Source organism: Streptomyces sp. NBC_01217 (genome assembly GCF_035994185.1).
Lineage (GTDB): Bacteria > Actinomycetota > Actinomycetes > Streptomycetales > Streptomycetaceae > Streptomyces.
In genome coordinates this window covers 4,053,466-4,079,205 of the sequence record NZ_CP108538.1, presented here as the reverse complement: position 1 = coordinate 4,079,205, position 25,740 = coordinate 4,053,466, and the positions used below count along the sequence as shown (strand labels likewise).

Annotated in this window: 24 protein-coding genes; 13 read left to right on the top strand and 11 right to left on the bottom strand. The window is 70.5% G+C overall.

The annotated features are described in order from the left end of the window. Window positions 1-8 precede the first annotated feature (8 nt). Together OG507_RS17920 and OG507_RS17915 are read right to left on the bottom strand one after the other, a co-directional pair. Window positions 9-1,736: a threonine/serine ThrE exporter family protein gene (locus tag OG507_RS17920; protein WP_327368197.1), complete on the bottom strand. Its 1,728-nt coding sequence runs from the start codon at window positions 1,734-1,736 to the stop codon at window positions 9-11. A 228-nt stretch (window positions 1,737-1,964) separates the two neighbouring features. Then, on the bottom strand, window positions 1,965-2,459 hold the full coding sequence (locus OG507_RS17915; RefSeq protein ID WP_003968257.1) for an inorganic diphosphatase: 495 nt from the start codon (window positions 2,457-2,459) through the stop codon (window positions 1,965-1,967). A 56-nt stretch (window positions 2,460-2,515) separates the two neighbouring features. Between OG507_RS17915 and dacB the strand changes: the two genes are divergently transcribed. The 6 genes from dacB to folE all read left to right on the top strand — a co-directional run bounded on the left by dacB (window position 2,516) and on the right by folE (window position 10,170). Further along, window positions 2,516-4,051 (top strand): D-alanyl-D-alanine carboxypeptidase/D-alanyl-D-alanine endopeptidase, encoded by a 1,536-nt coding sequence (dacB, locus tag OG507_RS17910; RefSeq protein WP_327368196.1) that lies wholly within the window; start codon window positions 2,516-2,518, stop codon window positions 4,049-4,051. A gap of 49 nt (window positions 4,052-4,100) precedes the next feature. Then, window positions 4,101-5,234 carry a zinc-dependent metalloprotease gene (locus OG507_RS17905; RefSeq protein ID WP_327368195.1) on the top strand — a complete coding sequence of 378 codons (1,134 nt, stop codon included), beginning with the start codon at window positions 4,101-4,103 and terminating at the stop codon, window positions 5,232-5,234. Window positions 5,235-5,433: 199 nt separating this feature from the next. After that, on the top strand, window positions 5,434-6,516 hold the full coding sequence (gene tilS / locus OG507_RS17900; protein ID WP_327368194.1) for a tRNA lysidine(34) synthetase TilS: 1,083 nt from the start codon (window positions 5,434-5,436) through the stop codon (window positions 6,514-6,516). Between the two features lie 99 nt (window positions 6,517-6,615). Further along, complete coding sequence (gene hpt / locus OG507_RS17895) at window positions 6,616-7,155, top strand: hypoxanthine phosphoribosyltransferase (RefSeq protein WP_072487175.1); 540 nt, start codon at window positions 6,616-6,618, stop codon at window positions 7,153-7,155. Between the two features lie 224 nt (window positions 7,156-7,379). Next, the gene (ftsH, locus tag OG507_RS17890; RefSeq protein WP_327368193.1) at window positions 7,380-9,410 is read left to right on the top strand and encodes an ATP-dependent zinc metalloprotease FtsH; all 2,031 of its coding nucleotides are present in this window, start codon (window positions 7,380-7,382) and stop codon (window positions 9,408-9,410) included. Between the two features lie 154 nt (window positions 9,411-9,564). Beyond that, the gene (gene folE / locus OG507_RS17885; protein WP_327372016.1) at window positions 9,565-10,170 is read left to right on the top strand and encodes a GTP cyclohydrolase I FolE; all 606 of its coding nucleotides are present in this window, start codon (window positions 9,565-9,567) and stop codon (window positions 10,168-10,170) included. Window positions 10,171-10,207: 37 nt separating this feature from the next. Here folE and OG507_RS17880 read toward each other — a convergent pair whose 3' ends face one another. From OG507_RS17880 to OG507_RS17855, 6 genes are all read right to left on the bottom strand, one after another. After that, on the bottom strand, window positions 10,208-10,693 hold the full coding sequence (locus OG507_RS17880; RefSeq protein ID WP_327368192.1) for a DUF3180 domain-containing protein: 486 nt from the start codon (window positions 10,691-10,693) through the stop codon (window positions 10,208-10,210). An 83-nt stretch (window positions 10,694-10,776) separates the two neighbouring features. Further along, window positions 10,777-11,388, bottom strand: coding sequence for a 2-amino-4-hydroxy-6-hydroxymethyldihydropteridine diphosphokinase (folK, locus tag OG507_RS17875; RefSeq protein ID WP_327368191.1), 612 nt, complete (start codon window positions 11,386-11,388; stop codon window positions 10,777-10,779). Next, window positions 11,385-11,744 carry a dihydroneopterin aldolase gene (folB, locus tag OG507_RS17870; protein ID WP_327368190.1) on the bottom strand — a complete coding sequence of 120 codons (360 nt, stop codon included), beginning with the start codon at window positions 11,742-11,744 and terminating at the stop codon, window positions 11,385-11,387. The genes folK and folB overlap by 4 nt, the downstream gene beginning before the upstream one ends. Window positions 11,745-11,936: 192 nt before the next feature. After that, entirely contained in the window at window positions 11,937-12,419 is a 483-nt protein-coding gene (locus tag OG507_RS17865) for a nuclear transport factor 2 family protein (protein ID WP_327368189.1), read from the bottom strand. Next, window positions 12,416-13,276 (bottom strand): dihydropteroate synthase, encoded by an 861-nt coding sequence (gene folP, locus OG507_RS17860; RefSeq protein ID WP_442810994.1) that lies wholly within the window; start codon window positions 13,274-13,276, stop codon window positions 12,416-12,418. The genes OG507_RS17865 and folP overlap by 4 nt, the downstream gene beginning before the upstream one ends. 30 nt (window positions 13,277-13,306) lie before the next feature. Beyond that, on the bottom strand, window positions 13,307-15,148 hold the full coding sequence (locus tag OG507_RS17855; RefSeq protein ID WP_327368188.1) for a phosphatidylglycerol lysyltransferase domain-containing protein: 1,842 nt from the start codon (window positions 15,146-15,148) through the stop codon (window positions 13,307-13,309). A 139-nt stretch (window positions 15,149-15,287) separates the two neighbouring features. Between OG507_RS17855 and OG507_RS17850 the strand changes: the two genes are divergently transcribed. Continuing rightward, window positions 15,288-16,409: an alpha/beta hydrolase gene (locus tag OG507_RS17850; RefSeq protein ID WP_327368187.1), complete on the top strand. Its 1,122-nt coding sequence runs from the start codon at window positions 15,288-15,290 to the stop codon at window positions 16,407-16,409. A gap of 15 nt (window positions 16,410-16,424) precedes the next feature. On the opposite strand, the gene OG507_RS17845 is transcribed toward OG507_RS17850, so the two are convergent. Next, entirely contained in the window at window positions 16,425-17,612 is a 1,188-nt protein-coding gene (locus tag OG507_RS17845) for an ABC transporter ATP-binding protein (RefSeq protein WP_327368186.1), read from the bottom strand. Between the two features lie 130 nt (window positions 17,613-17,742). Between OG507_RS17845 and OG507_RS17840 the strand changes: the two genes are divergently transcribed. From OG507_RS17840 to OG507_RS17825, 4 genes are all read left to right on the top strand, one after another. Further along, window positions 17,743-18,459 carry an ABC transporter permease gene (locus tag OG507_RS17840; RefSeq protein WP_327368185.1) on the top strand — a complete coding sequence of 239 codons (717 nt, stop codon included), beginning with the start codon at window positions 17,743-17,745 and terminating at the stop codon, window positions 18,457-18,459. A gap of 3 nt (window positions 18,460-18,462) precedes the next feature. Next, the gene (locus tag OG507_RS17835) at window positions 18,463-19,137 is read left to right on the top strand and encodes an ABC transporter permease (RefSeq protein ID WP_327368184.1); all 675 of its coding nucleotides are present in this window, start codon (window positions 18,463-18,465) and stop codon (window positions 19,135-19,137) included. A gap of 106 nt (window positions 19,138-19,243) precedes the next feature. Next, entirely contained in the window at window positions 19,244-20,230 is a 987-nt protein-coding gene (locus tag OG507_RS17830) for an ABC transporter substrate-binding protein (RefSeq protein ID WP_327368183.1), read from the top strand. Between the two features lie 94 nt (window positions 20,231-20,324). Further along, a complete protein-coding gene (locus tag OG507_RS17825) occupies window positions 20,325-21,335 on the top strand; it encodes a hypothetical protein (RefSeq protein ID WP_327368182.1) in 1,011 nt (336 codons plus the stop codon). Between the two features lie 33 nt (window positions 21,336-21,368). Here OG507_RS17825 and OG507_RS17820 read toward each other — a convergent pair whose 3' ends face one another. After that, on the bottom strand, window positions 21,369-22,511 hold the full coding sequence (locus OG507_RS17820; RefSeq protein WP_327368181.1) for an NADH-quinone oxidoreductase subunit D: 1,143 nt from the start codon (window positions 22,509-22,511) through the stop codon (window positions 21,369-21,371). 102 nt (window positions 22,512-22,613) lie between these two features. Beyond that, on the bottom strand, window positions 22,614-23,678 hold the full coding sequence (locus OG507_RS17815; RefSeq protein ID WP_327368180.1) for an SAM-dependent methyltransferase: 1,065 nt from the start codon (window positions 23,676-23,678) through the stop codon (window positions 22,614-22,616). Between the two features lie 96 nt (window positions 23,679-23,774). Here OG507_RS17815 and OG507_RS17810 point away from each other — a divergent pair, with 96 nt between their 5' ends. Both OG507_RS17810 and OG507_RS17805 read left to right on the top strand, forming a co-directional pair. Beyond that, complete coding sequence (locus OG507_RS17810) at window positions 23,775-24,977, top strand: sensor histidine kinase (RefSeq protein ID WP_327368179.1); 1,203 nt, start codon at window positions 23,775-23,777, stop codon at window positions 24,975-24,977. 44 nt (window positions 24,978-25,021) lie between these two features. Continuing rightward, entirely contained in the window at window positions 25,022-25,696 is a 675-nt protein-coding gene (locus OG507_RS17805) for a response regulator transcription factor (protein WP_327368178.1), read from the top strand. Window positions 25,697-25,740: the final 44 nt, after the last annotated feature.

Genomic DNA, 25,740 nt, shown 5'->3' with positions numbered 1-25,740 from the left:
CGACGGTCTCAGAACCCGCGCGTGCGCTTGGCCGCACTGCGGGTCGCCCCGCCGACCGCCCCCGGCACCCGCATGAACAGCCGGGAGATCTCGCTCCCCAGGTTCACCCCTATCGCGATGGCCAGCGCCGTCGCCACCGCGGTCGACAGCGAGGCGAGCCCGGCGTTCACATTGCCCTGCGCCATGCCCAGCAGACCGAAGTACGTGGCCGAGCCGGGCAGCAGCGGGCCGATCGCCGCCGTGATGAACGGCAGCGACGAGGTGTTCCGGTAGCGCGAGAGCAGCTGCCCGAACAGGCCCACCAGACCGGCCGCCGTCGCGGTCGCCACCACCGGTGAGATGTTGCCGGTCCTGGCCATCGCCCCGTAGATCACCCAGGCCACGCCGCCGTTGAGGGTCACCGCCAGCACGGTGGACCGGTCCTGCTGGAGCAGGATCGCGAAGGCGAGACAGAGCGCCATCGACGCCAGGATCTGCACCACCGGCCGGTCGTGGGCGATGAACCTCGCCTCGGGGTTCAGCTGTGCGCCCAGCTGAAGCCCCAGGTACAGCACCAGCAGCACACCGACGACGATGCCGATGAACAGATACATGACTTCGAGCAGCCGCGCGGCCGCGGTGATGTAGAAGCCGGTCAGCCCGTCCTGCACGCCCGCCACCAGGGCCCGCCCCGGCAGCAGCGCGAACAGCCCACCGGTGATGACCGCGGACGGCCGTACGTCCGACCAGTGGGTGAGGGTCAGCGCCACGCCCAGCGCGGCGGGCGGCATCGCCGCCACCACGAACTGGTAGAACTCCGGCAGCCCCCGCCCGGCGCACAGCCAGGCGAGCCGGTCGCCGAGCATCGCACCGGCCGCCGCCACCAGGAACACCAGCGGACCACCGCCGACCAGCACCGATGCCGCCCCCGCGAGACCGCCGCCGGCCAGCGTCAGCACCCAGCCGGAGTACGGATGCCGGTTGCGCCGGATCTCCGCCAGGCGCCGGTAGGCGTCCTCCAGCGAGACCTCGACATCCTCGGTGGTGATGTCGTCCACGAGCCGGAAGACGGCGGCCAGCCGGGTGTAGTCGGTGCCACGGCGGCGTACGGTACGGCTGGCCGTCACCGGGTCCTCGACCAGCGATGGCTGGTGCGAGATCGACAGCAGGGTGAAGGTGACCGTGGGCTCGCACCGGTCCAGGCCATAGCTGCGGGTCACCGCGAACATCGCCGCCTCGACGTCCTCGGCGCCCTCACCACCGGAGAGCAGCAGCTCCCCGATGCGCAGCGTCAGGTCGAGCACTCGCGGCACCGCGGGCCCCGCCTCGTCGGGCTTCTGCACCGGCTCGGGTGCCGGGCGCTCGGCGACCGGCATCCGCAGCATCGTGCGCATCCGGTCCTGCCAGGGGGCCTCCTTGGTCAGCCGGATCATCGGGCTGCCGTGCGCCGGAGTGAAGGCGGGCGGCGGCTGCCGGTCGCCGTGGGTGCTCGGCGGGGCGAAGGCGGAGCCGACCGTGTCCGAGCCGGTGGCCGGACCGGAACCGGAACCGGAACCGGAGGCGGCGCCCGAAGCGGAACCCGTTCCCGGTCCCTGCGGCTCGGTCGTCAGGCCCGCCGGAACGGCGAATTCCGATGTCGGGTGGTCATCGTCGGAGGCAGGCGTGGGCCTCCCCACCCCGGCCGGCGGGACGAAGGCGCTGCGCGCCTCGTCGGACTGGGGCTTCTGGTCCTCAGGACCGCCCGTTTCCGCCACCACTCGACCTCGCTCCTCATCGGGCTGCGCGTCCTGGGTTGCGCCCCTGCCCCAGTATGGCCACGGACGAGGGCGGCGACGCGAGGCGGGCGGGCCTACGGAACGTACGGGCCCGGCAGGACATACGGAACGGGCGGCACCCCTCGAAAAGGAGTGCCGCCCGGTCCGGCCCGGAACCCTGAATGGAACCGTGCGACGTACCTCGGCCGGAATCCGGCCGTGACCCTCGGGTCAGTGCGCGCCGCCCTGCGCCTCAAGGCGCTTGTAGGAGGCCTCGATCTCGGCCTCGGCCTCGGCGCGGCCGACCCAGTCGGCGCCCTCTACGGACTTGCCGGGCTCCAGGTCCTTGTAGACCTCGAAGAAGTGCTGGATCTCCAGGCGGTCGAACTCCGACACGTGGTGGATGTCGCGCAGGTGCTCCACCCGGGGGTCGGAGGCCGGCACGCACAGCAGCTTGTCGTCGCCGCCGGCCTCGTCCGTCATCCGGAACATGCCGATGGCGCGGCACTTGATGAGGCAGCCGGGGAAGGTCGGCTCGTCCAGGATGACCAGCGCGTCCAGCGGGTCGCCGTCCTCGCCGAGGGTGTTCTCGACGAAGCCGTAGTCCGCCGGGTAGCTGGTCGAGGTGAAGAGTCGACGGTCCAGGCGGATCCGACCGGTCTCGTGGTCCACCTCGTACTTGTTCCGCGAACCCTTCGGGATCTCGATGGTGACGTCGAACTCCACGGGTGGCTCCTCCATGATCAAGACATACGACTGGTGATTAAGTGTCCCCCACGGAGATGTGTGCTCGCGAAAGGGGCTGGTCAACGGTGGACGAGCCGGTGAAAAGACCGTCGGTCGACCCGCTGCGCAAGCTGAGCAGGCTCACCCTGCCGGGCAGCGTGATCAGGTTGAAGGGACTGAACGATCGGCAGTTCACGGCTGTCTCCGCCGGCCTGGGCCTGGCGCTCGCAGCCGGCGTCGTCCTTGCCGCCGGCCCCTGGGACTCGGGTCAGCGTAAGGCCGAGCAGGACTGGGCCGCCGCCCGGAGCCGTACAGGTGGCGTACATCACGGAGCCGACGCGCCGCCCGGACCGAAGCCCGCGCCCAGCGCCCCGGCCGTCCTCGCGCCCCTCAGCTCCGTGGTCGACAACGCCGCCCCGGACGCCCGCGATGCCCCGGACGGCGCAGCGGCCGCCCTCCGCGCCACCCTCGGCCCGCTGCTGAAGGCCCCCGCCCTGGGCGCCGTGCGCACCGCCGTCGTCATCGACACCGCCACCGGAGAACGGCTGTACGGACAGGGCGCCGGTACGCCCATGACGCCCGCCTCCACCATCAAGATCGCCACCGCGGTCGCCGCCCTGAGCGCCCTCGGCCCCGACTACCGCATCGCCACGACGGTCCAGGCGTCACCCGACTCCCGCACCGTCACCCTGGTCGGCGGCGGCGACCCCACCCTAGACAAGGCCGCCCTGCGCGCCCTGGCCACGGACACCGCCCGCGCCCTGAAGGGCAAAGGAGTGAAAACGGTCCGCCTCACGTACGACACCTCCCGCTACTCCGGCCCCGCACGGCACCCGATCGGCCCCAACGAGAACATCGCGCCCGTCAGCGCCCTGATGACCGACGAGGGCAGGCTCGACAAATCCACCAGCGGACCCGCCCCGCGCAGCGCCGACCCGGCCGGTGACGCCGCCCGGACCTTCGCCGAGCTGCTCGACGGCACGGGGATCACCACCCGGTCCGCCCCGGCGCACGGCCGGCCCGCCGCCAAGTCCCGTCCGGTCGCCCGGCATCTGTCCGTCCCGCTCTCCGCCCTGGTCGAACGGGCCCTGACCAACAGTGACAACGACATCGCCGAGGCGCTCGCCCGGCAGACCGCCCTGGCCACGGGCGAACCGGCCGACTTCAACGGCGGCCGACGGGCCGTCACCGCACAGCTCAAGAAGCTCCATCTGCCGCTCAAGGGAGCGGACTTCGCCGACGGCAGCGGACTGAACCGCAAGGACAGGGTCACCGCGGGACTGCTGGCCGGCCTCCTGGCCCGCGCCGCCGACCCGGACCACCCCGAACTGCGCCCCGTCCTCACAGGCCTCCCGGTGGCCGGGTTCAGCGGCACCCTCAGCGGCCGCTACACGGAGAAGTCCGCGGGCACCGGCCTGATCCGCGCCAAGACCGGCACCCTCACCGGGGTGAACAGCCTTGCCGGAACAGTCGTCGACGGGCAGGGCCGGCTGCTCGCCTTCGCCTTCCTGGCATCCGGTACGACATCCCCGTCCGCCGCCCAGTCCTCCCTCGACGCCCTCGCCACGAGCCTCGCCGCCCGCAACCGATGAGCCGGTCGACACCACACCGCGAACGGACCCGAGCACGTACGGTTGACGCATGACGAGCATCGGTGGTGCCGAGATGGTCGACTGGAATCTCGCGGTCGCGACCGCGACCCGACTTGTACGGCCGGGGCCCGAGATCAGCCGCGAGGAGGCCCGCGAGGTCGTCGCGGAGCTGCGTCGGCATGCCAAGGCCGCGGAGGACCACGTCCGTTCCTTCACCCGGATGATCCCCGAGGGGACCGAACCCGAGGACACCCCGGTCCTGGTCGTGGACCGGGCCGGCTGGATCAAGGCCAATGTCGCGGGCTTCCGCGAACTGCTGCGCCCGCTGCTGGGAAAGATGCAGGACCGGCGGGGCGGCGGACCCGGCGGTGCCGTGCTCGGCGCGGTCGGCGGCAAGGTCACCGGCGTCGAGGTGGGGATGCTGCTGTCGTTCCTGGCCTCCCGGGTCCTGGGCCAGTACGAGACGTTCGCCCCCGCCTCCCGTGAGTTCCCGTCCGTGTCCGACGGCGGCGGCAGGCTGCTGCTCGTCGCCCCGAACATCGTCCACGTCGAGCGCGAACTGGACGTCGACCCGCACGACTTCCGGCTCTGGGTCGCCCTCCACGAGGAGACCCACCGCACCCAGTTCACCGGGGTGCCCTGGCTCCGCGACCATCTGAAGGGCGAGATCCAGGCCTTCCTCGAAGAGACCGACGTCGACCCGATGACCGTGCTGGAGCGGCTCCGCGAGGCCGCCCAGTCCCTGGCCGGGGGCCGTCCCGAGGGCGAGGACGGCGAGGACGGCGGCCGCAGCCTCGTCGAACTCGTCCAGACACCCGCCCAGCGCGAGATCCTCGGCCGCCTCACCGCCGTGATGTCGCTGCTCGAAGGCCATGCCGATTACGTGATGGACGGCGTCGGCCCCGAGGTCGTCTCCTCCGTCGGCGAGATCCGGGAGAAGTTCCAGCAGCGCAGGGCGCGCGGTGCGAGCCGCCTCGACCAGGCGCTGCGCAAGCTCCTCGGACTCGACGCCAAGCTGCGCCAGTACCGAGACGGCGAGCGGTTCGTCCGGGCCGTGGTCGACGAGGTCGGCATGGACGGCTTCAACCGGGTCTGGACCTCGCCTAACACCCTGCCGACCAAGGCGGAGATCGCAAAGCCGGCGGACTGGATCGCGAGGGTGCACCGTAAGGCAGAGTCGTGATCACAGCGGGCCCGACGGCGGATGACAGGAAACGAACGCGCGGGTAATCACCCATCCGAGGGACCGTAGGGGCATGGGAAGGCGTGCAATGCTCGATGGACGGCTTGCCTCTGTCACCATCGACGCACTCTGAGTGACGGCACTCTTTCCGTCCCGGCACTCCGAGGCACCTCCCGAAACTTCACGAAGGGCACCGGACATGGGTCCCCATCCTGCGGTCGCGGCGATACGCCTGGCGGTCCGCCGCGTACTCCACGACGTACTCACCGAACACACCCGCAGCGCCGAGCACGCCCGGCGCACCCCGCACCCCGAGCTCGCCGAAGCCGGCGCGGGCAGGCGGTGCGCCGCACTCCCCGAACGCCCCGATACCCCGCTGGTGCTGGTGGCATGCTCCGGCGGCGCCGATTCCATGGCCCTCGCCTCCGCCCTCGCCTTCGAGGCCCGCAAGCTCGACGTCCGGGCCGGGGGCATCACCGTCGACCACGGCCTCCAGGACGGCTCCGACACCCGGGCCGCCGAGGTCGTCGACCGCCTCACCGCCATGCACCTCGACCCGGTCGAGTCCGTCGCCGTGCAGGTCGGCCACGGCGGCGGGCCCGAGGCCGCTGCCCGCGACGCCCGCTACGCCGCCCTGGACGCCGCGGCCGAGCGGCACGGCGCCACCGCCGTCCTGCTCGGCCACACCCGCGACGACCAGGCCGAGACGGTGCTGCTGGGCCTCGCCCGCGGCTCCGGCATCCGCTCGCTCTCCGGCATGGCCGCCGCGTCCGGCCCGGCCGGCCGCTACCGCCGCCCCTTCCTCCAGCTCGACCGGCAGACCGCCCGCAAGGCCTGCCTCGTCCAGTCGCTGCCCGTCTGGGACGACCCGCACAACATCGACCCCGCCTACACCCGCTCCCGACTGCGCCACGAGGGCCTGCCCGCCCTGGAGAAGGCCCTGGGCAAGGGGGTCGTCGAGGCCCTGGCCCGCACGGCACAGCTCTCCCGCGACGACGCCGACGCCCTGGACACCTGGGCCGCCGAGGCCGACCGCACCGTACGGGACGACGCGGGCCGGCTGGAGTGCACCAAGCTGTACGCGCTGCCGCCCGCCGTCCGCCGCCGGGTACTGCGCCGGGCCCTCATGGAGGCGGGCTCCCCGGCCGGTTCCCTCTTCGCCCGGCACATCGAGGAAGTCGACCGTCTGATCACCGGATGGCGCGGTCAGGGGGCCATCAACCTGCCCGGCCGGGTCGAAGCCATGCGCCAGGGTGGCAGACTGGTGATTCGGCAGAGCTGAAGCACAAGCGGCTGACACGCAGGCGATCGGCCGCGCGGATCCGGGCATCACCCCGGATCCGGCAAGGCAGAGAAAGAGACGCGGGTGAACGAGAAGGACATGGGCACCGACCTTCAGTCGGTGCTCCTCACCAAGGAAGAGATCGACGCGAAGCTCGTCGAGCTGGCCGCGAAGATCGACGCGGAGTACGCGGGCAAGGACCTGCTCATCGTCGGCGTCCTCAAGGGCGCAGTGATGGTGATGGCGGACCTGGCGCGCGCGCTGTCCACCCCCGTCACCATGGACTGGATGGCCGTCTCGTCGTACGGCGCGGGCACCCAGTCCTCCGGAGTGGTCCGGATCCTCAAGGACCTGGACACCGACATCAAGGGCAAGCACGTCCTGATCGTCGAGGACATCATCGACTCGGGCCTGACGCTGTCCTGGCTGATGTCGAACCTCGGCTCGCGCGAGCCCGCGTCCCTGGAGATCTGCACCCTGCTGCGCAAGCCGGACGCGGCCAAGGTCGCGCTCGACTGCAAGTGGGTCGGTTTCGACATCCCCAACGAGTTCGTCGTCGGATACGGGCTGGATTACGCGGAGAAGTACCGCAATCTCCCCTTCGTCGGCACGCTCGCCCCGCACGTCTACGGGGGCTGACCTCCTCCCGGCGCCTCTCGCCCGGCGAGGGTGTCCGGCCCGACCGGTACCGACGGCGGGGAACCTTTCACCGGATTCCCGCCGTTGAGCAATCGAAGGCGGGTTTCGACAGACGTCCCCGGCGGTCGCGGGCGACAATGCTGGGGTACCGTCCGAAGAACAGTCTTTTTCACAGCAGCATTTACCTACGGGCAGGAGGGACGGGGCGTCATCGCCCCGTATGGATGGACGTGAAGCGATACTTCCGTGGGCCGGTCATGTGGATCGTGCTGGCCGTCCTCGCCGTGGTCGTGTTGATGCAGGTCGTCGGCTCGTCGGGCGGCTACAAATCGGTGGACACCGGCAAGGTGATCCAGGCGATCAGCAAGGACCAGGTGGCGCAGGCCAAGCTGACCACCGGTGACGAACAGATCATCAAGATCGAGTTGAACAAGGGCCAGAAGCTTTCGGGCGAGTCCGGCAGCAAGTTCCAGGCGAGCTACATCGGCGACCAGGGTGTCCAGCTCGCCGACACGCTGCAGCAGAAGTTCGAGAGCGGCAAGATCGACAAGGGCTACACCGTCGCGCCGTCGAAGCAGTCCCCGTTCATCTCGATCCTCCTCTCGCTGCTGCCCTTCGTCCTGATCGTGGTCGTCTTCCTGTTCCTGATGAATCAGATGCAGGGCGGCGGCTCCCGGGTCATGCAGTTCGGGAAGTCCAAGGCGAAGCTCATCACCAAGGACACCCCGAAGACGACGTTCGCCGATGTGGCGGGGTCGGACGAGGCCGTCGAGGAGCTCCAGGAGATCAAGGAGTTCCTCCAGGAGCCGGCGAAGTTCCAGGCCGTCGGCGCGAAGATTCCCAAGGGTGTCCTGCTGTACGGGCCTCCCGGTACGGGCAAGACGCTGCTCGCACGCGCCGTCGCGGGCGAGGCCGGTGTCCCGTTCTACTCGATCTCCGGGTCCGACTTCGTCGAGATGTTCGTCGGTGTCGGTGCCAGCCGGGTCCGTGACCTCTTCGAGCAGGCCAAGGCGAACGCCCCGGCGATCGTCTTCGTCGACGAGATCGACGCCGTCGGCCGGCACCGCGGTGCCGGAATGGGCGGCGGTCACGACGAGCGCGAGCAGACGCTGAACCAGCTGCTCGTCGAGATGGACGGCTTCGACGTGAAGGGCGGCGTCATCCTGATCGCCGCCACGAACCGGCCGGACATCCTCGACCCGGCGCTGCTGCGCCCGGGCCGTTTCGACCGGCAGATCGCGGTCGACCGGCCGGACATGCAGGGCCGTCTCGAAATTCTCAAGGTGCACCAGAAGGGCAAGCCGGTCGCGAAGGATGTCGATCTCGGCGCCGTCGCCCGTCGTACGCCCGGCTTCACCGGTGCCGATCTGTCGAACGTGCTGAACGAAGCGGCGCTCCTCACGGCGCGCGGCGGTCTGAAGCTGATCGACAACAAGATGCTCGACGAGGCCATCGACCGCGTCGTGGCGGGCCCGCAGAAGCGGACCCGGATCATGTCCGAGAAGGAGAAGAAGATCACCGCGTACCACGAGGGCGGACACGCCCTGGTCGCGGCGGCTTCCCCCCAGTCGGACCCGGTCCACAAGATCACGATCCTCTCCCGCGGCCGCGCCCTCGGTTACACGATGGTGCTCCCGGAGGAGGACAAGTACTCCACGACGCGCAACGAGATGCTCGACCAGCTGGCCTACATGCTGGGCGGGCGCGCGGCCGAGGAACTGGTCTTCCACGACCCGACCACCGGCGCTGCGAACGACATCGAGAAGGCCACCGCAACGGCCCGCGCGATGGTCACGCAGTACGGCATGACGGAGCGGCTCGGCGCGATCAAGTTCGGCGGCGACAACACCGAGCCCTTCGTGGGCCGGGAGATGGGCCACCAGCGCGATTACTCGGAAGAGGTCGCGGCCCTCGTCGACGAAGAGGTCAAGAAGCTCATCGAGACCGCGCACAACGACGCGTGGGAGATTCTCGTAGAGAACCGCGACGTGCTGGACGCCCTCGTTCTCCAGCTCCTGGAGAAGGAGACGCTCGGCAAGGAGGAGATCGCCGAGATCTTCGCCCCGATCGTCAAGCGCCCGGCCCGCCCGGCATGGACCGGTTCCGCCCGACGCACCCCGTCGACGCGCCCGCCGGTGCTCTCGCCGAAGGAGCTCGCCCTCACCAACGGCGCCACCACGGCGAACGGCTCGGTCGTCCCCACGGACACCGTCCCGGCCACCGAGGTGCTCCCGGAGGACCGCTCCGAGAGCTGAGTCGTACGACCCCGGTGTGGTTCCTGTCACGGGAGCCCCACCGGGCCCGGAATGGATGCCGTGCCTCCGCAGGTTCTAGCCTGTGGGGGCGCGGCTTTTTCGTACACCCGCACGGAGGTGTGTGCGGGTGACAGCTCAGAGGAACGAGGCACAGATGACCGACCCGGTGACGTTGGACGGCCAGGGTTCGATCGGTGAGTTCGACGAGAAGCGGGCCGAGGCGGCCATACGCGAGCTCCTCTTCGCCGTGGGCGAGGACCCGGACCGTGAGGGACTGCGTGAGACGCCGGGGCGGGTGGCACGGGCGTACAGGGAGATATTCGCGGGCCTCTACCAGGAGCCCGAGGACGTCCTGACGACCACGTTCGACCTCGGCCACGACGAGATGGTGCTGGTCAAGGACATCGAGGTGTTCAGCACCTGTGAACACCACCTGGTGCCGTTCCGGGGCGTCGCACACGTCGGGTACATCCCGGCGACCAGCGGAAAGATCACCGGACTGTCGAAGCTGGCCCGCCTCGTGGACGTCTTCGCCCGCCGCCCGCAGGTCCAGGAACGTCTCACCACGCAGATCGCCGATTCGCTCATGCAGATCCTGGAGCCGCGCGGGGTCATCGCCGTCGTCGAGTGCGAGCACATGTGCATGTCGATGCGCGGTATCCGCAAGCCCGGTGCGAAGACGCTGACCTCGGCGGTGCGCGGACAGCTCCGCGACCCCGCGACGCGCGCCGAGGCCATGAGCCTGATCATGGCGCGCTGAGCGCCGCAGCGGCTGTGAGGGGAGAGCTCGGTGACCGCTACGCGGCCGCCGAGCTCTTGTCGTTGTTGTCCCCGTCCTCCGGGAGCTTGCAGATGCGCTCCAGCCAGAGGGCCGCGGCGACCACGGCGATGCCGGCCAGGACCGCGAAGCCTGCGTAGATCGCCTGGTCGCGGCGGGCCGGGATGTCCAGGGAGCCGAGCAGGAAGACGCCCGTACCGCCGTACATGCCGGAGACCAGGGCGACGACCAGCGCGCTGGCCTGGCCGAAGACGACCGCGCGGGCGGCCATCAGCGGTTCGACGCCCTTGGCTCCCGGGCGGCGCTCGCGCTGGGCGCGCAGCCGGGAACGGATGGAGAGCGCCGTTGCGAACAGGACGGCGGCGATCACCGCGAGCACGATGGGCGCGGCGAGGGGAACGCTCGGCAGACTGCCCAGGGAGTCCCAGAGACGGGCGCCGCCCCAGGAGACCACCCCGGCCGCGGCGAAGAGGCCGGCCAGTACCCCGAGCCGTAGTTGCTTCACCGAGTGATCCGCCCTTCGTCGCCGGTGATCCGTGGTGCCACTGATCAGTGGTGCCAGTGATCCGTTTCCGTCGAGCCTAACGACTACTCGGGCAGACGGAGTTCCAGATCGGCCCGGGGCCGTACGCCCTCGCGGCCGACACCGGCCAGCAGCTCCGCGACGGGGCCCGCGCCGGGCAGCTGGGCCTCGGGGTCGATGTCGTGCCACGGGGCGAGCACGAAGGCGCGCTCATGGGCCCGGGGATGGGGGAGGGTGAGCGCCGGGTCCTCGGAGACGACATCCGCGTACGCCACGATGTCGACGTCTATGGTGCGCGGGCCCCAGCGCTCCTCACGGACGCGGTCGAAGGCCTCTTCGACGGCCTGGCCGCGCTCCAGGAGGGAGGACGGGGGGAGCGTCGTCTTCACGACGATCACCGCGTTGAAGTACGAGGGCTGGGAGCCGGGATCGACGCCCCAGGGCTCCGTCTCGTACACCGGGGAGACCGCCTTGACCCGCAGGCCGGGGGTGTCCTCCAGCGCGTCTATGGCGCCCTGCAGGGTCTCCAGGCGGTTGCCGAGATTGGAGCCCAGGGAGATCACGGCGCGCTTGGGGTTGGAGAGGGTGATGTCGGCGGCGTCCACCTGCTCGACCACGGAGGCGGGTACCGGCTGTACGGTCGGATCGCTCTGCCCCTGGGTGGAAAATGCAGTCATACTCGGCTCCGGGTGATGGTGATGGTCACATCGTCGAAGGGGACGGTGATCGGCGCGTCCGGCTTGTGCACCACCACCTCCACCTCCTCGACTCCTTCGTGCTTGAGGCACTTCTGGGCGATGCGCTCCGCGAGCGTTTCGATCAGATCGACCGGTTCCCCCTGCACCACATCGACGACTTCCTCCGCGACGATGCCGTAGTGCACGGTCTTCGCCAGGTCGTCGGCGGCTGCAGCGGGGCGGGTGTCGAGGCCGAGCACCAGGTCCACGATGAACGTCTGGCCCTCTTCCCGTTCCCGGGGGAAGACGCCATGGTGTCCATGGGCCTTGAGGCCGCGCAGCGCGACACGATCCACGCGAATCACTCCTGCTGTCGTTGGGCGTAGAGACACGAGGCCGCGTGCGGGCGACCGGGTGCTCTCTTTCGAATCTACCTGCGAGCACCGACAGTGCCCGCCCGCGGGGGCTATGGACAGGGCCTCGCGGGGCTGGTAGCCGCTTCTACCCGCGGCCCCGGATTCCAACCCACCGCCGGGCGGACGCCACGGTCAGGAGGAGGAGTCCTCGTCCTCGTCCTCGCCGGATTCGGTCAGGACGGGCGAGCCGTGGTGGGACCAGAGCTTCCAGCCGTCCGGGGTGCGCCGGAACACATTGGTGGCGACCACGAGTTGGCCGACCAGCGGTCCGAGCGCGTTGCCGTCCTCCGCGGGGCCGCCGCTGAGGATGTTCTCCGTGCAGGTCACCAGGGCCGTGTCGCCGGTCATCGAGACCCCGACATCGGTCAGGAAGAACTGGATGTACTCGGTGTTCGCCATGATCAGGGCATAGCTGCGCAGCACCTCGCCGCGTCCGGTGAGCACCGGCCAGCCGGGGTGGACGCAGGAGACGGTGAGATCCTCGCCCGGCAGCCAGAGCCCGGAGAGCTCCTCGAAGTCGCCGCGCTCCATCGCCTCGTAGAAGGCGGTGTTGGCCTGCTCGACGGCCGCGATGTCGGCGGCGGCCTCCGCGTGCTCGTCGCGCGGCCCGCTCACGCGGCTCCCTCGACGGCGCGGGCGACCCGTACGGCGTCGGCCGTGGCCCGGACCTCGTGGACCCGGACGGCCCAGGCCCCGGCGGCGGCGGAGAGCGCGGAGATCGCCGCGGTGGCGGCGTCGCGTTCGCGGGCGGGCGGCGGCGGTGCGCCCTCGCCCGCCAGCACATGGCCGAGGAAGCGCTTGCGGGAGGCGGCGACCAGCAGCGGGCGGCCCAGGGCGCGCAGCTCGTCGAGGTGGGCGACGAGAGCCAGGTCGTGCGCGGCGTCCTTGGCGAAGCCGAGACCGGGGTCGATCACGATCCGTTCCGGGGCGACACCGCCCGCGATCACGGCGTCCATCCGCTCCCGCAGTTCCCGGGCGACCTCGGCGACGACGTCCTCGTACACCGCGCGGCTGTTCATGGACTCGCTGAAGCCGCGCCAGTGCATCACGACGAACGGTGCGCCGGCCGCGGCGACGACCCCGACCATGTCCGGGTCGGCGAGGCCGCCGCTCACGTCGTTGACCAGGGCGGCTCCGGCCGCGACCGACTCCTCGGCGACACGGGCCCGCATGGTGTCCACGGAGACCGTGACCCCTTCGGATGCCAGGCCCCTGACCACCGGGACCACGCGCCGCAGCTCCTCCGACGCGTCCACCCGGCTGGCGCCGGGGCGGGTCGACTCGCCACCGACGTCGATCAGGTCGGCGCCCTCGGCGACCAGGTCGAGGCCGTGCTTGATCGCGGCCGTGGTGTCGAACCAGCGGCCCCCGTCGGAGAAGGAGTCCGGGGTCACATTGACGACACCCATGACCGCGCAGCGGTCCCACTCCGGCAGTCCTCGGACCGTGCCTCGTCCACGCAACGTACTCATGCGACCAGCGTAGGCCCGTACGGCGTGCGGCTACGCCGCGCGGGCGTGGTGCTCCTGGCCCGGCGCCGGGGCGTGGGCGCAGGGCAGCGGCCGGCGGCCCGGGAACCGGCGGGCGAGGCGGCCGGGCAGCGCGAGGTTCACGAAGCCCTCGGCCTGCATGGCCGCGAAGGATATCCGGGGCAGGTCGCGGGCGGTGCGGTAGACGACGAAACGGGGCTCCCAGCGGGGCCGGAACTTGGCGTTGAACTTGTACAGCGACTCGATCTGGAACCAGCGGGAGAGGAAGATCAGCAGTCCGCGCCAGGTCCTCAGCACCGGTCCCGCGCCCAGCTTCTCGCCGCGGGCGAGCGCCGAGCGGAACATCGCGAAGTTCAGCGAGACGTGTTCCACGGAGAGCCGGGAGGCGTCCTGCAGGGCGGCGACGATCAGCAGTTCGTTCATGCCGGGGTCGGCGGAGCGGTCGCGGCGCATCAGATCGAGTGACATGCCGTCCGTGCCCCACGGGACGAAGTGGAGTACGGCCTTCAGGTTGCCGTGGGGGGAGTCGGCGGTGTGTTCGTCGGCCTTGTGGGCGGTGGCTATCACGCAGTCCCCGTCGGCCGGGTCGCCGATGCGGCCGAGCGCCATGGAGAAGCCGCGCTCGTTGTCGGTGCCGCGCCAGTCTGCGGCGGCGCGACGTATGCGGGCCAGCTCGGCCTCGCCGATGTCGCTGACGCGCCGGACCCGGGTCTCGTAGCCGAGGCGTTCAATGCGCTTCACCATCTGGCGTACGTTGCGCATCGCGCGCCCGGCGAGTGAGAAATCCGCGACATCCACCACCGCCTCGTCGCCGAGCTCCAGCGCGTCAAGTCCGGTCTCGCGGGTCCAGACCTCACCGCCGGTCTCGCTGCAGCCCATGACGGCGGGGGTCCAGGAGTGGGCCCTGGCCTCGTCCATGAAGCGCTCGATGGCGCCGGGCCAGGCCTCCACGTCGCCGATCGGGTCGCCGCTGGCCAGCATCACCCCGGACACGACCCGGTAGCAGACGGCGGCCTTGCCGCTGGGGGAGAAGACGACGGCCTTGTCGCGGCGGAGCGCGAAGTGGCCGAGCGAGTCGCGGCCGCCGTGCCTGGCCAGCAGGGCGCGCAGCCGGGCCTCGTCGTCCTCGGTGAGGCGGGCGGCCGGGTGCTCGGGCCGGAAGGCGAGGTAGATGGTGGTGACGGCGGTCAGCAGACCGAGGGCGCCGAGGGAGCACGCCACGGTCCAGGAGGTGACCCCGGCGTACTCGACAGGACCCTCGAAGCCGAACAGCCCGTACAGCACGTGCTGGAGGCGGTCGGCGATGCTGGGGCTCCCCACGACCCGGCCGGGGTGGACGCTGGTGATGATCAGGCCGAGGCCGAGCGAACCCGCGCCGAGGAGCACGAAGTTGGCCAGCGCCCGCCAGCGGCTCCTGGGGTCGGGGAGCGCGGCGAACTCGGTGCGGTGGCGGATCAGCAGCAGGCAGAGGGCCAGCGAGACGAGCGTGCCGATGACCGAGTGCCGGTAGACGAACTGCGCCAGCGCACCGGCCGGGAGCAGGACGACGGCCGCCCGCCAGGCCCGCCGCTTGCGCCGCTTGAGGCCGTGGGCGAGGAGCAGCAGCAGGACGCCCGTGCTCAGGGAGAGGGCGGCGGCGAACGGCCCGAGGGCGCCGGGGAGCACCTCGGCGAGGGTGTGCATCCGGCTGTGCCGGAAGCGCGGGAAGACACCCGCGGCGACATCGATCAGGCCGACGACGGTGCAGGCGGTACCGACCAGCGTCGGTACGGATTCGGGGCGCGGTCCGCGTACGAACTTGCGTACCGGACTCGGAACCGATCCCGATTTATCCCCATCTAGCGTGACAGACATCGCTTCCCGTGGCTCCGCGAGAGATTTTTGAGTCCTTCGGCCGAGGCCTTCCGGACGATGTGCGATCTGTAGGACGAGGCTTCCACGGCGAGGGTTCACCCGCCGGCCGGAAAATTCCCGACGAGAAAGCTCACCCCGCATGGGTCTTACCAGCAAGATATTTCTGGCCCTGGCCATCGTGCTGGCCGTGGTGTTCTTCGCCGCCACGGTCTGGCTCTGGCCACGCCTGGCCCGGCGCAGCGTGTCCGCGGTGCTCGGCAGGGTCGGCCTGCTGCTGGCGACCCAGGTGACGGTGTTCGTCTGCGTCGCTCTGGTGGCCAACAACTCCTTCCTCTTCTACGGCTCCTGGGCCGATCTCTTCGGCCGGAAGCAGGATCTGGGCGTGGTCACGGACCACGCGGCCGGAGCACCGGCATCGGGGAACATCGTGCGGGTCGGGATCCAACGGCCGGACGTGCCGGGCGGTTCGCGGCCGACGACGGGCGGCCGGATCGACAAGGTCGTGATCGCGGGCCGGCAGTCGAAGATCGAGAGTTCGGCGTACGTGTATCTCCCGCCGGAGTACTTCCAGCCGGCCTTCGCCCGCCGGAAGTTCCCCGCGGTCGTCGTCCTCACCGGGTACCCAGGCGTCGCGGAGAACCTTCTGCAGGGTCTCAAGTACCCGCGAACGGCGCATGAACGGGTGAAGGCCGGCCGGGCGCAGCCGATGATCCTGGTGATGCTGCGGCCCACGGTGGCGCCGCCCAGGGACACCGAGTGTGTGGACATAAAGGGCGGGCCGCAGACCGAGACCTTCTTCGCCGAGGATCTGCCGCGGGCGGTCTCGGACGCGTACCGGGTCGGCACCCTGGCCCGCAACTGGGGCATCATGGGCAATTCAACCGGTGGTTACTGCGCGCTGAAGATCGGGCTCCACCACCCGGACCGGTTCGCCGCGAGCGCGGGGCTCTCCGCGTACTACAAGGCGGCCGAGGACCCGACGACCGGTGACCTCTTCCATGGAGACCAGGGGGCGCGCGACCGCTCCGATCTGATGTGGAGCCTGGACAATCTGCCGCAGCCCGACTCCTCCTTCCTCGTCACGACCTCCAGGCAGGGCGAGGGGAACTACCGCACCACGCGGCAGTTCATCGACAAGGTGAAGCCGCCCTCCCGGGTCTCCTCGATCGTGCTCGACAGCGGCGGGCACAACTTCAACACCTGGCGCCGGGAGATCCCTTCGGCGCTGGACTGGATGAGCAGCCGGCTCAGCGAGAACTGACCCCGGGCCGGCGGCTCACCCCGCGATGCTCTTGGCGATGCTCTCCACGGTCTCGACGGCCACCTCGGTACGCGGTACGGCCTGGGCATCGGCGTCGATCGAGCGGCGCAGCGCCTCATGGAGCCGGGCCGGGGTGAGCACGCCGAGGAAGCGGCCGGTGCTCTCCTCGTCGATGACGGCGATCCAGCCCGCGTCGTGCTGGAGCATGGTGGCGAACGCCTGCTTGAGCGGGGCTCCGACGGGCAGCCACGCCTCCATCCTGCGGGCGTGGGCGCGCACCGTGTCCTTCGTCCCGGCGGTGAAGCCGTCGGCCGGGATCCAGCCGTGCAGATTGTCCTGGCCGTCCAGCACGACCGCCCAGCGCGCGCCCTCGGCCCGCAGCCGCTCGGTCGCCCTCGCCAGGGAGTCGTCGAGGTGGACGACCGGCGGCTGGTCGAGGTCGCCCTCCTCGATGGGGGTCACGGAGAGCCGCTTGAGGCCGCGGTCGGCGCCGACGAAGTCCGCGACATAGGGGGTGGCGGGGGCGCCGAGCACGGTCGCCGGGGTGTCGAACTGCTCGATGGAGCCCTGTCCGTAGACGGCGATACGGTCACCGAGCCGGACCGCTTCCTCGATGTCGTGCGTGACGAACAGCACCGTTTTGCGGACCTGTGCCTGAAGTCTCAGGAATTCGTTCTGCAGGCGTTCCCGCACGACCGGGTCGACCGCGCCGAAAGGCTCGTCCATCAGCAGCACGGGCGGGTCCGCGGCCAGCGCCCTTGCCACGCCCACGCGTTGGCGCTGACCGCCGGAGAGCTGTTCCGGATAGCGGTCGCCATAAACGGAAGGATCAAGTCCGACGAGGTCGAGGAGTTCCGCCGCGCGTGCACGGCCCTTTCCCCGATTCCAGCCGAGGAGATGGGGAACCGTCGCGGTGTTTTCCAGGACCGTACGGTGCGGGAAGAGCCCCACCTGCTGGATCACATAGCCGATGCGGCGGCGCAGCTGGACGGGGTCGATGGCGGATATGTCGTCCCCGTCGAGGAATATCCGGCCCTCGGTCGGTTCGGTCAGCCGGTTCACCATCTTCATCGTGGTCGTCTTGCCGCAGCCCGACGGTCCGACGAGCGTGACCAGTTCACCCTCCGCGACCTCGAAGGAAAGGTCGTCGACGGCGGTCGTGCCGTCCGCGTACCGCTTGGTGACATGCTCGAAACGGATCATGGTTCCCCATTGTCGCGCGTGTTCTGTGAAGGACATGTTGCTGGAATACAACGTCCTCGGCGATTGTCAGTGGTCGAGGATAGGGTCACCAGAACATCGGTACGAGTCGGTAATCGGAGAGGGGGGACGGATGGCTGCCGCGCAGAACTGCATGGTGACGAACGACTGGATCTGCGGGGAGTATCTCCGTTCCCGCAGCCAGGAGTTGACCGATGCCACGGTCCAGCACATCTGGATCACCGCCGTCTCGGTGGCGATCGGACTCCTGGTGGCCTTTCCGCTGGCGCTGCTCGCCCGCCGCGGCCGCCGCTTCGCCGGGCCGGTCCTCGGGCTGACGACGGTGCTCTACACCGTGCCGTCACTCGCGATGTTCTCGCTGCTGCTGCCGCTGTTCGGGCTCTCCGCGGCGCTGGTCGTCACCGGCCTGGTGCTGTATTCGCTGACCATTCTCGTACGGAACATCCTGGCGGGCCTCGAAGCGGTTCCGCAGGAGGCGAAGGAAGCCGCGAAGGGAATGGGGTACGGGCCGTTCCGGCTGCTTTGGGAGGTCGAACTCCCCCTGGCGATGCCCGCGTTGATGGCCGGGGTGCGCATCGCCACGGTCTCCACGATCGCGCTGACGACGGTCGGATCGATCATCGGCAGAGGCGGCCTCGGCAACCTCATAGGGGACGCGCTGCCCAGCTTCTTCAAGGCCCAGGTGCTCACCGCCTCGGTCCTGTGCGTACTGCTCGCGGTCGTCGCGGATCTGCTGCTGCTGGGCCTCCAGAGGCTGCTGACCCCCTGGACCCGAATACGCACCGCGCCGGCGGGCGCGGCCGCGGACGCCACGGCGAAGGCGGTCTGACCCATGGGAGTTCTCGGCGAGGCCTGGACCTGGCTCACCACCGGCGCCAACTGGTCGGGGGAGAGCGGGGCGGCCCACCGGCTCGGCGAGCATCTGTACGTCAGCGGCGTCGCGCTCGCGCTGGCCTGCGCCGTGGCCCTGCCTATCGCGCTGTACCTCGGGCACATCGGGAAGGGGGGCGCGCTGGCCGTCAACATCTCCAATGTGGGGCGGGCGATCCCGGTCTTCGCGGTGCTGGCGCTCTTCATGGTCTCGCCGCTGCGCAACACCGGATATGTGCCGACGATCATCGCGCTGGTGCTGTTCGCAGTGCCGCCGCTGCTCACCAACGCCTACGTCGGGATGACGGAGGTCGACCGGTCGGTGGCAGAGGCGGCGCGGGGCATGGGGATGTCCGGGGGCCAGCTCTTCGTACGGGTCGAGCTCCCGCTGGCCTACCCGATGATCATGACCGGGCTGCGCTCGGCCGCGGTCCAGGTGGTCGCCACGGCGACGATCGCCGCGATGGTCGGCCAGGGCGGTCTCGGCCGGATCATCACCGCCGGGTTCAACACGTACAACACGCCACAGGTGGTCGCGGGGGCGCTGCTGGTCGCCGTGCTCGCCCTGCTGGTGGAGGCGGTGCTGGTGGTCCTGGACCGGCTGCTGTCACCGCTGCGCCGCCGCAGGACGGCATGACTGGTATGACGGCTCGGCGCGACCGTCCGTCGGCCCACGCCGTCGCATCCTCTGTTTCACCGGATTTCATCTCAGACAGCCCCTGTTGCTGTGGACGGAGAACACAATGAGCAAGACCTCGCGAATAGCGGGCGCGGTCATCGGCATGGTCGCGCTGGCCGGCTCGCTCGCCGCCTGCGGTGGCGACAGCCTGGAGAAGGACAAGGGGAGCTCGGCGGCCTCGGGCGACTCCGGCGGTTCCGGCAAGAAGGGCTCGCTCGTCGTCGGCGCGGCGTCCTTCACCGAGTCCAAGGTGCTCGCCGAGCTGTACGCGCAGATCCTGGGCGACGCCGGATACAGCACCTCAGTCACCACGGTGGCCAACCGGGAGCTGTACGAACCGTCTCTGGAGAAGGGCGAGATCGATGTCGTCCCCGAATATGCCGCGACGATCGCCGAATTCCTCAACGCCAAGGTGAACGGCGCGAAGGAGGCCGGGAAGAAGCCGGTCGCCTCCGGTGACGCGGCCGCCACGGTCGCGGCGCTGGAGAAGCTCGCGGGCCCGCTCGGACTGAAGGTGCTCCCGGTCGGCGAGGCCGTCGACCAGAACGCCTTCGCGGTGACCAAGGAATTCGCCGACGAGAACAAGCTGAAGACCCTTTCGGACCTCGGTGCCTCCAAGCTGAAGGTGAAGATCGCGGCGGGTGACGAGTGCGAGGTGCGGCCGTTCTGCGCGCCGGGCCTGAAGAAGACGTACGGCATCGATGTCACCGGTATCGACCCCAAGGGAGTCGGTACACCGCAGTCCAAGCAGGCCGTCAAGGACGGCAAGGACCAGCTGGTCCTCACCACCACCACGGACGCGGTGCTGGACAGCTACGGCCTGGTGTTCCTGGAGGACGACAAGAAGCTCCAGAACGCGGACAACGTTCTGCCGGTCGTCAATGCCAAGGACGCCGGTTCCCCGGACATTGCCGATGCACTCGGCAAGCTCACCAAGGCCCTGACGACCGAGGATCTCGCGGAACTGAACCGCAAGGTCGACGCCGAGCGCGCAAAGCCCGCCGATGTGGCCAAGGACTATCTGCAGTCGAAGGGACTCATCGAGAAGTAGGTATTGGGGGGATCGGAGGCCGTCAGGTAACCGGCCGGGAACAGATTGCCGGGCGGCCTCCCGATAGCCCCGTACACACGGTAAATTTCAGGCCATGCCACGTGGACGTCATCGCCATTCGCCACCTCTGCACAGAATCCTTCCGCCTTCGGTCGTCGCCGGAGCCTCGGTGCTCTGTGCCGCGGGCGCCTGGCTGCTCGCCGAGCCCCTGGTCCTGCGCGGTCTGGTGGCCGCCGCGGCGGCCGCTGCCGTGACCGGTGCGTATCTGATGCGCAGCTGGGACCGGGAGGCGGGCCGTCGTGTCGCGGATCTGACGCGCGCCCGCGCCGGTGACGAATGGCGGGCCGAGGAGCGCACGGCCGAGCTGGAGGCCGACCTGGAGGAGTCGCGGGAGCTGCGCGTACGGCTGGAGACGAAGCTGCGCCGCAAGCGCGTGGAGCTCGCCAACCTGCGCGGGGAGCACGCCGCGCTGCTGCGGCGGTACGCCAACGCCGAGACCGAGCGGGCCAGCGCGCTGGAGGGCCGCAGGCAGCTCGCGCTCGAAGCCGCCGCGCCCCGGGAGCTGCCCGCCGCACGCAGCACGCCGACACCGGCCACCTATCTGCGTGCCGCCAAGGCGCTGGAGGACCTCGCGCGCAACGGGGCGCTCCAGGAAGCGCGCCGTACCGCCGAGCAGGCCAGGGAGCGGGATCTCGCGGAGCGGGCCCGGGAGGCGGAGGAGCGGCAGGGGAAGCACGCGGCGGCCGCGGACGAGTCCGGGACGCACCACACGCGCCCGCAGGCCGCCCTTCCCGCGACCCGGCCGTCCGCCGCGCTGCCCGCGGCACGCGCCGTTCCGCGCGCCAGCGCCGTCGCTCCCTACGCGGCGTCCCGCCGCCATCCGGTGCCGCAGGGCAGCTTCGACTTCTTCGGTACGCAGAAGGCGCGCGCCGCGATCGAGTCCGTGCAGAACGAGGACCTCGCGGACGTGGTGGGAGAGGAGGCGCTGGCCGCGCACCGCACGGGCACGGCCGAGAACCGGGCCGTCGGCAAGGTCATCGACCTGACCGCGCACGACGAGACCGAGCAGCTCGACGTGGTGGAGCTGCGCAGCGCGATCTCGTAGCGGTCCGGGGCCCCGCGGCCTGTTTGTCGCGGTCTACTTGTCGATGTCGCCGACGACGAAGAAGAGCGAGCCCAGGATCGCCACCATGTCGGCGACCAGTGTGCCCGGCAGCAGCTCGGTGAGTGCCTGGATGTTGTTGTACGAGGCGGAGCGGAGCTTCAGCCGGTACGGGGTCTTCTCGCCCTTGGACACCAGGTAGTAGCCGTTGATGCCGAGCGGGTTCTCGGTCCAGGCGTAGGTGTGGCCCTCGGGGGCCTTCAGCACCTTGGGCAGCCGTTGGTTGATCGGGCCAAGCGCCAGGCCGGCCATCCGGTCCAGGCAGGCGTCCGCCAGCTCCAGCGCGTTGTGCGTCTGGTCCAGCAGGCATTCGAACCGGGCCAGGCAGTCGCCCTCGGTGCGGGTGACGACCTTGAGCGTGTCCTGCAGCTCCCCGTACGCGAGATACGGCTCGTCGCGCCGCAGATCGAAGTCGACTCCCGAGGCGCGGGCGATCGGTCCGGACACCCCGTAGGCGTGCACCGTCCCTGCGGACAGCACGCCGACACCGCGGGTGCGGCCCCGGAAGATCTCGTTGCCGAGCACCAGGTCGTCGTACACGTCCATCCGGGACCGGACCGAGGCGATGGCGTCCCTGGCACGGCCGAGCCAGCCCGCGGGGAGGTCCTCCTTGAGGCCGCCGACCCGGTTGAACATGTAGTGCATCCGGCCGCCGGAGACCTCCTCCATCACGGCCTGGAGCTCCTCGCGCTCGCGGAAGGCGTAGAACACCGGGGTGATCCCGCCGAGTTCGAGCGGGTACGAGCCGAGGAACATCAGATGGTTCAGGACCCGGTTCAGCTCGGCGAGCAGGGTGCGCGTCCAGACCGCACGCTCCGGGACCTCCATGCCGAGCATGCGCTCGACGGCCATCACGACGCCCAGCTCGTTGGAGAACGCCGACAGCCAGTCGTGGCGGTTGGCGAGCATCACGATCTGCCGGTAGTCGCGGGCCTCGAACAGCTTCTCCGCGCCGCGGTGCATGTAGCCGATGACCGGTTCGGCGTGCTGGATGCGTTCGCCGTCGAGGACGATGCGCAGACGGAGCACGCCGTGGGTGGAGGGGTGCTGGGGGCCGATGTTGAGCACCATGTCGGTGCTCTCCGCTGCGCCGCCGATGCCGACTGTCGTCTCCGTCATACGGCCAGTATTCCCTGAGCGCCCGGGGCTGTGCCCCGGACCCCGCGCGTCAAGCACCGACAGAGCTGGTTCCGACCGGGGCTGTGCCCCGGACCCCGCTCCTCAATCGCCGGAGGGGCTGCGTTCTGCCGTGGTGAGGCTGGGTTCGGCCGGGGTGGGGCTCGGTTCGGCCGAGGGGAGGCGGGGTTTTCGTTGTAGTAGCCAGGCGAAGTCGCCCAGGCCGTTCCGGGCTGTGAGTTCGGCTGCCTCGCTCGCCGAGGCCAGGGCACGTACGTATCCGGCAGGGTCGGTCGATGCCAGGCTCAGCGGGGGGCGTTCGCCGGTGATGCCGAGGTGGTGCAGGGCCTCGCGCTGTGTCAGCAGCTCGGGTGGTGCGGTCCCGTCCACCGCCGTCACCGCCGCCGCGCACGCGTCCAGCGCCACGTGCGAGGTGAGGTCGCAGCTGCCGTCCGGCACCGGCCGCACCTCGCGGCCGGACCGGAAGCCGGTCAGCGTGCCGAAGGGCGGCCGGGCCTCCCGTACGTGTGCGTAGTCCACCGCCACCGCGAGCCCCCCGGACAGTGTGGACACCGCCCGCGCCCAGGCCTCGTCGCGCGGGCGGCCGATCTCCGCGCGGGTGCCCGGTCCGGCCGACGGCCACCAGCGGCGCAGCCACTCGGCGTCCGCCCCGGTCACCGGCTCGCCGAGCCGCTCCGTACCGTCCGGCGCCCGGACGAGGACATAGCGGTCGACACCGTCCGCATCGGTCTCGGCGACGTCGGTCGGGACGTTGTCCAGCCACTCGTTGGCGAACAGCAGACCGTACGTCCCCTTCGGCGGCTCGGCGCACCATTCGATCCGTGGGTCCAGACCGGCCGGGCGGGCGGCGAGCTCCACGGCGTAAGCCCGTACGGCGAGACCGTCGGTGCCCACTGCCGCGAGCGCCGCCAGCACGCCCGTCAGCAGTTCGCCCCGCCCCGCCCCCAGATCCACCAGGTCGACCGAGCCGGTGCCCAGCTCCCGCGCCGTCCTGACCAGCAGCCGGGCGACGGCACGGGCGAACAGCGGCGACGCGTGGACAGAGGTGCGGAAGTGGCCCGCCGGCCCTTCGGGGCTCCGGTAGAACCCCCCGTCCCCGTACAAAGCGGTCTCTGCCGCATCCCGCCACCCATGCCACTCATCCGTCACGTTTCCAAGTCTCCACCTTGGGGAGTACGGTCCCTGCAGCCGGATCGGCCCCTCGGTTGACCCGTGCACCTACCGCCTTTCCCTACGCTGGGTTACGTGCAGCGCCTCTACGACTTCATCCGCAGACACCCGACGGGCGTCGACAGCTTCTGGGCTGTCTGCCTCCTCGGGTTCTCCGGCCTGTCCATGGTGGCGCTCGCGGGCAGCACCGCCGAGCGGATCGCCGCCGTGCCGATAGCCATCGGCCTGTGCACGGTCGTCGCGCTGCGCCGACGCACGCCGGAGAAGATGCTGCTGCTCGCCATCGCGATGGGCGTCGCGCAGTTGGTCTTCGAGGTCAAGCCGGGCGTCGCGGACTTCGCGCTGCTGGTGATCGTCTTCACCGTGGCCGCTCTCGGGGAGCGCTGGGCGTCCCGGCTCGCACTGGTCTGCAGCCTGAGCGCGGCCGGTCTCTCCCAGCTGCGCTGGCCGCAGGACGTACCGCGGGGCAGCTGGCTCCAGCAGGTCTTCGTCTGCGTCGTGATGACCGTGCCGTTCGTACTCGCCTGGGTGCTCGGCGACTCGATGCGGACCCGGCGCGCCTACCTCAGCCAGCTGGAGGAGCGCGCGGCCCGGCTGGAGCGGGAGCGCGAGGCGCAGTCGAAGGTCGCGGTGGCCGCCGAGCGGGCCCGTATCGCCCGCGAGCTCCACGATGTCGTCGCGCACAACGTCTCGGTGATGGTGGTGCAGGCCGACGGCGCGGCGTACGTCATGGACGCGGCCCCCGACCAGGCCCGGCAGGCCCTGGAGACCATCTCCAGCACCGGCCGGCAGGCCCTCGCCGAGATGCGGCGGCTGCTCGGGGTGCTGCGGACCGGTGACGTCAAGGAGAGCGGGGAGTACGTTCCGCAGCCCGATGTCGAGCAGATCGAGGACCTGATCGAACAGGTCAGGCGGACCGGACTGGCCGTCGACTTCAAGATCGAGGGCACCCCGCGCCCGCTGCCCAGCGGGGTCGAGCTGACCGCGTACCGCATCGTGCAGGAGGCCCTGACCAACACCCGCAAGCACGGCGGCCCGGACGCAGGGGCCAGTGTGCGGCTGGTCTACTTCGACGACGGGCTCGGGCTGCTGGTCGAGGACGACGGGCGGGGCGCGGCGCACGAGCTGTACGAGGACGGCGGCGCCGACGGCGCGGGCCACGGAATGATCGGTATGCGCGAGCGGGTCGGCATGGTCGGCGGCACGCTGGACGCCGGGCCGCGGCCCGGCGGCGGGTTCCGGATCAGCGCACTGCTGCCGCTCAAGCCGGCCCACTAGCCCACTGCCCCCTTGCTGGACAGGAACAGGAGACAAGGACCCTCATGGCGATCCGCGTGATGCTCGTCGACGACCAGGTGCTGCTGCGCACCGGCTTCCGGATGGTGCTCGCCGCCCAGCCGGACATGGAGGTCGTGGCCGAGGCCGGCGACGGCGCGGAGGCGATCGAGATCCTGCGCTCCACCTCCGTCGACGTGGTGCTGATGGACGTACGGATGCCGAGGCTGGACGGCGTCGAGGCCACCCGCCGCATCTGCGCGCAGCCGGACGCGCCCAAGGTGCTCATCCTGACCACGTTCGACCTCGACGAGTACGCCTTCTCCGGGCTGAAGGCCGGGGCCAGCGGCTTCATGCTCAAGGACGTACCGCCCGCCGAACTGCTCGCCGCTATCCGCTCCGTGCACAGCGGTGACGCCGTAGTCGCCCCGTCCACCACGCGCCGGCTGCTCGACCGCTTCTCCCCGCTGCTGCCGAGCGGCACCCGCGAACCGCTGCACAAGGGCATCGCCAAGCTCACCGAACGCGAACGCGAAGTGATGCTGCTGGTCGCACAGGGCCTGTCGAACGGCGAGATCGCGGCGCGCCTGGTCCTCTCCGAGGCGACCGTGAAGACGCATGTGGGCCGCATCCTCACCAAACTGAGCCTGCGCGACCGGGTGCAGGTCGTCGTCCTCGCGTACGAGACGGGCATGGTCCGGGCCGGTGGCGGGGCGGGCTGAAGCGGGAGAGCGCGCTGCGGCACCGGGTGCGGCGTACGCGGACG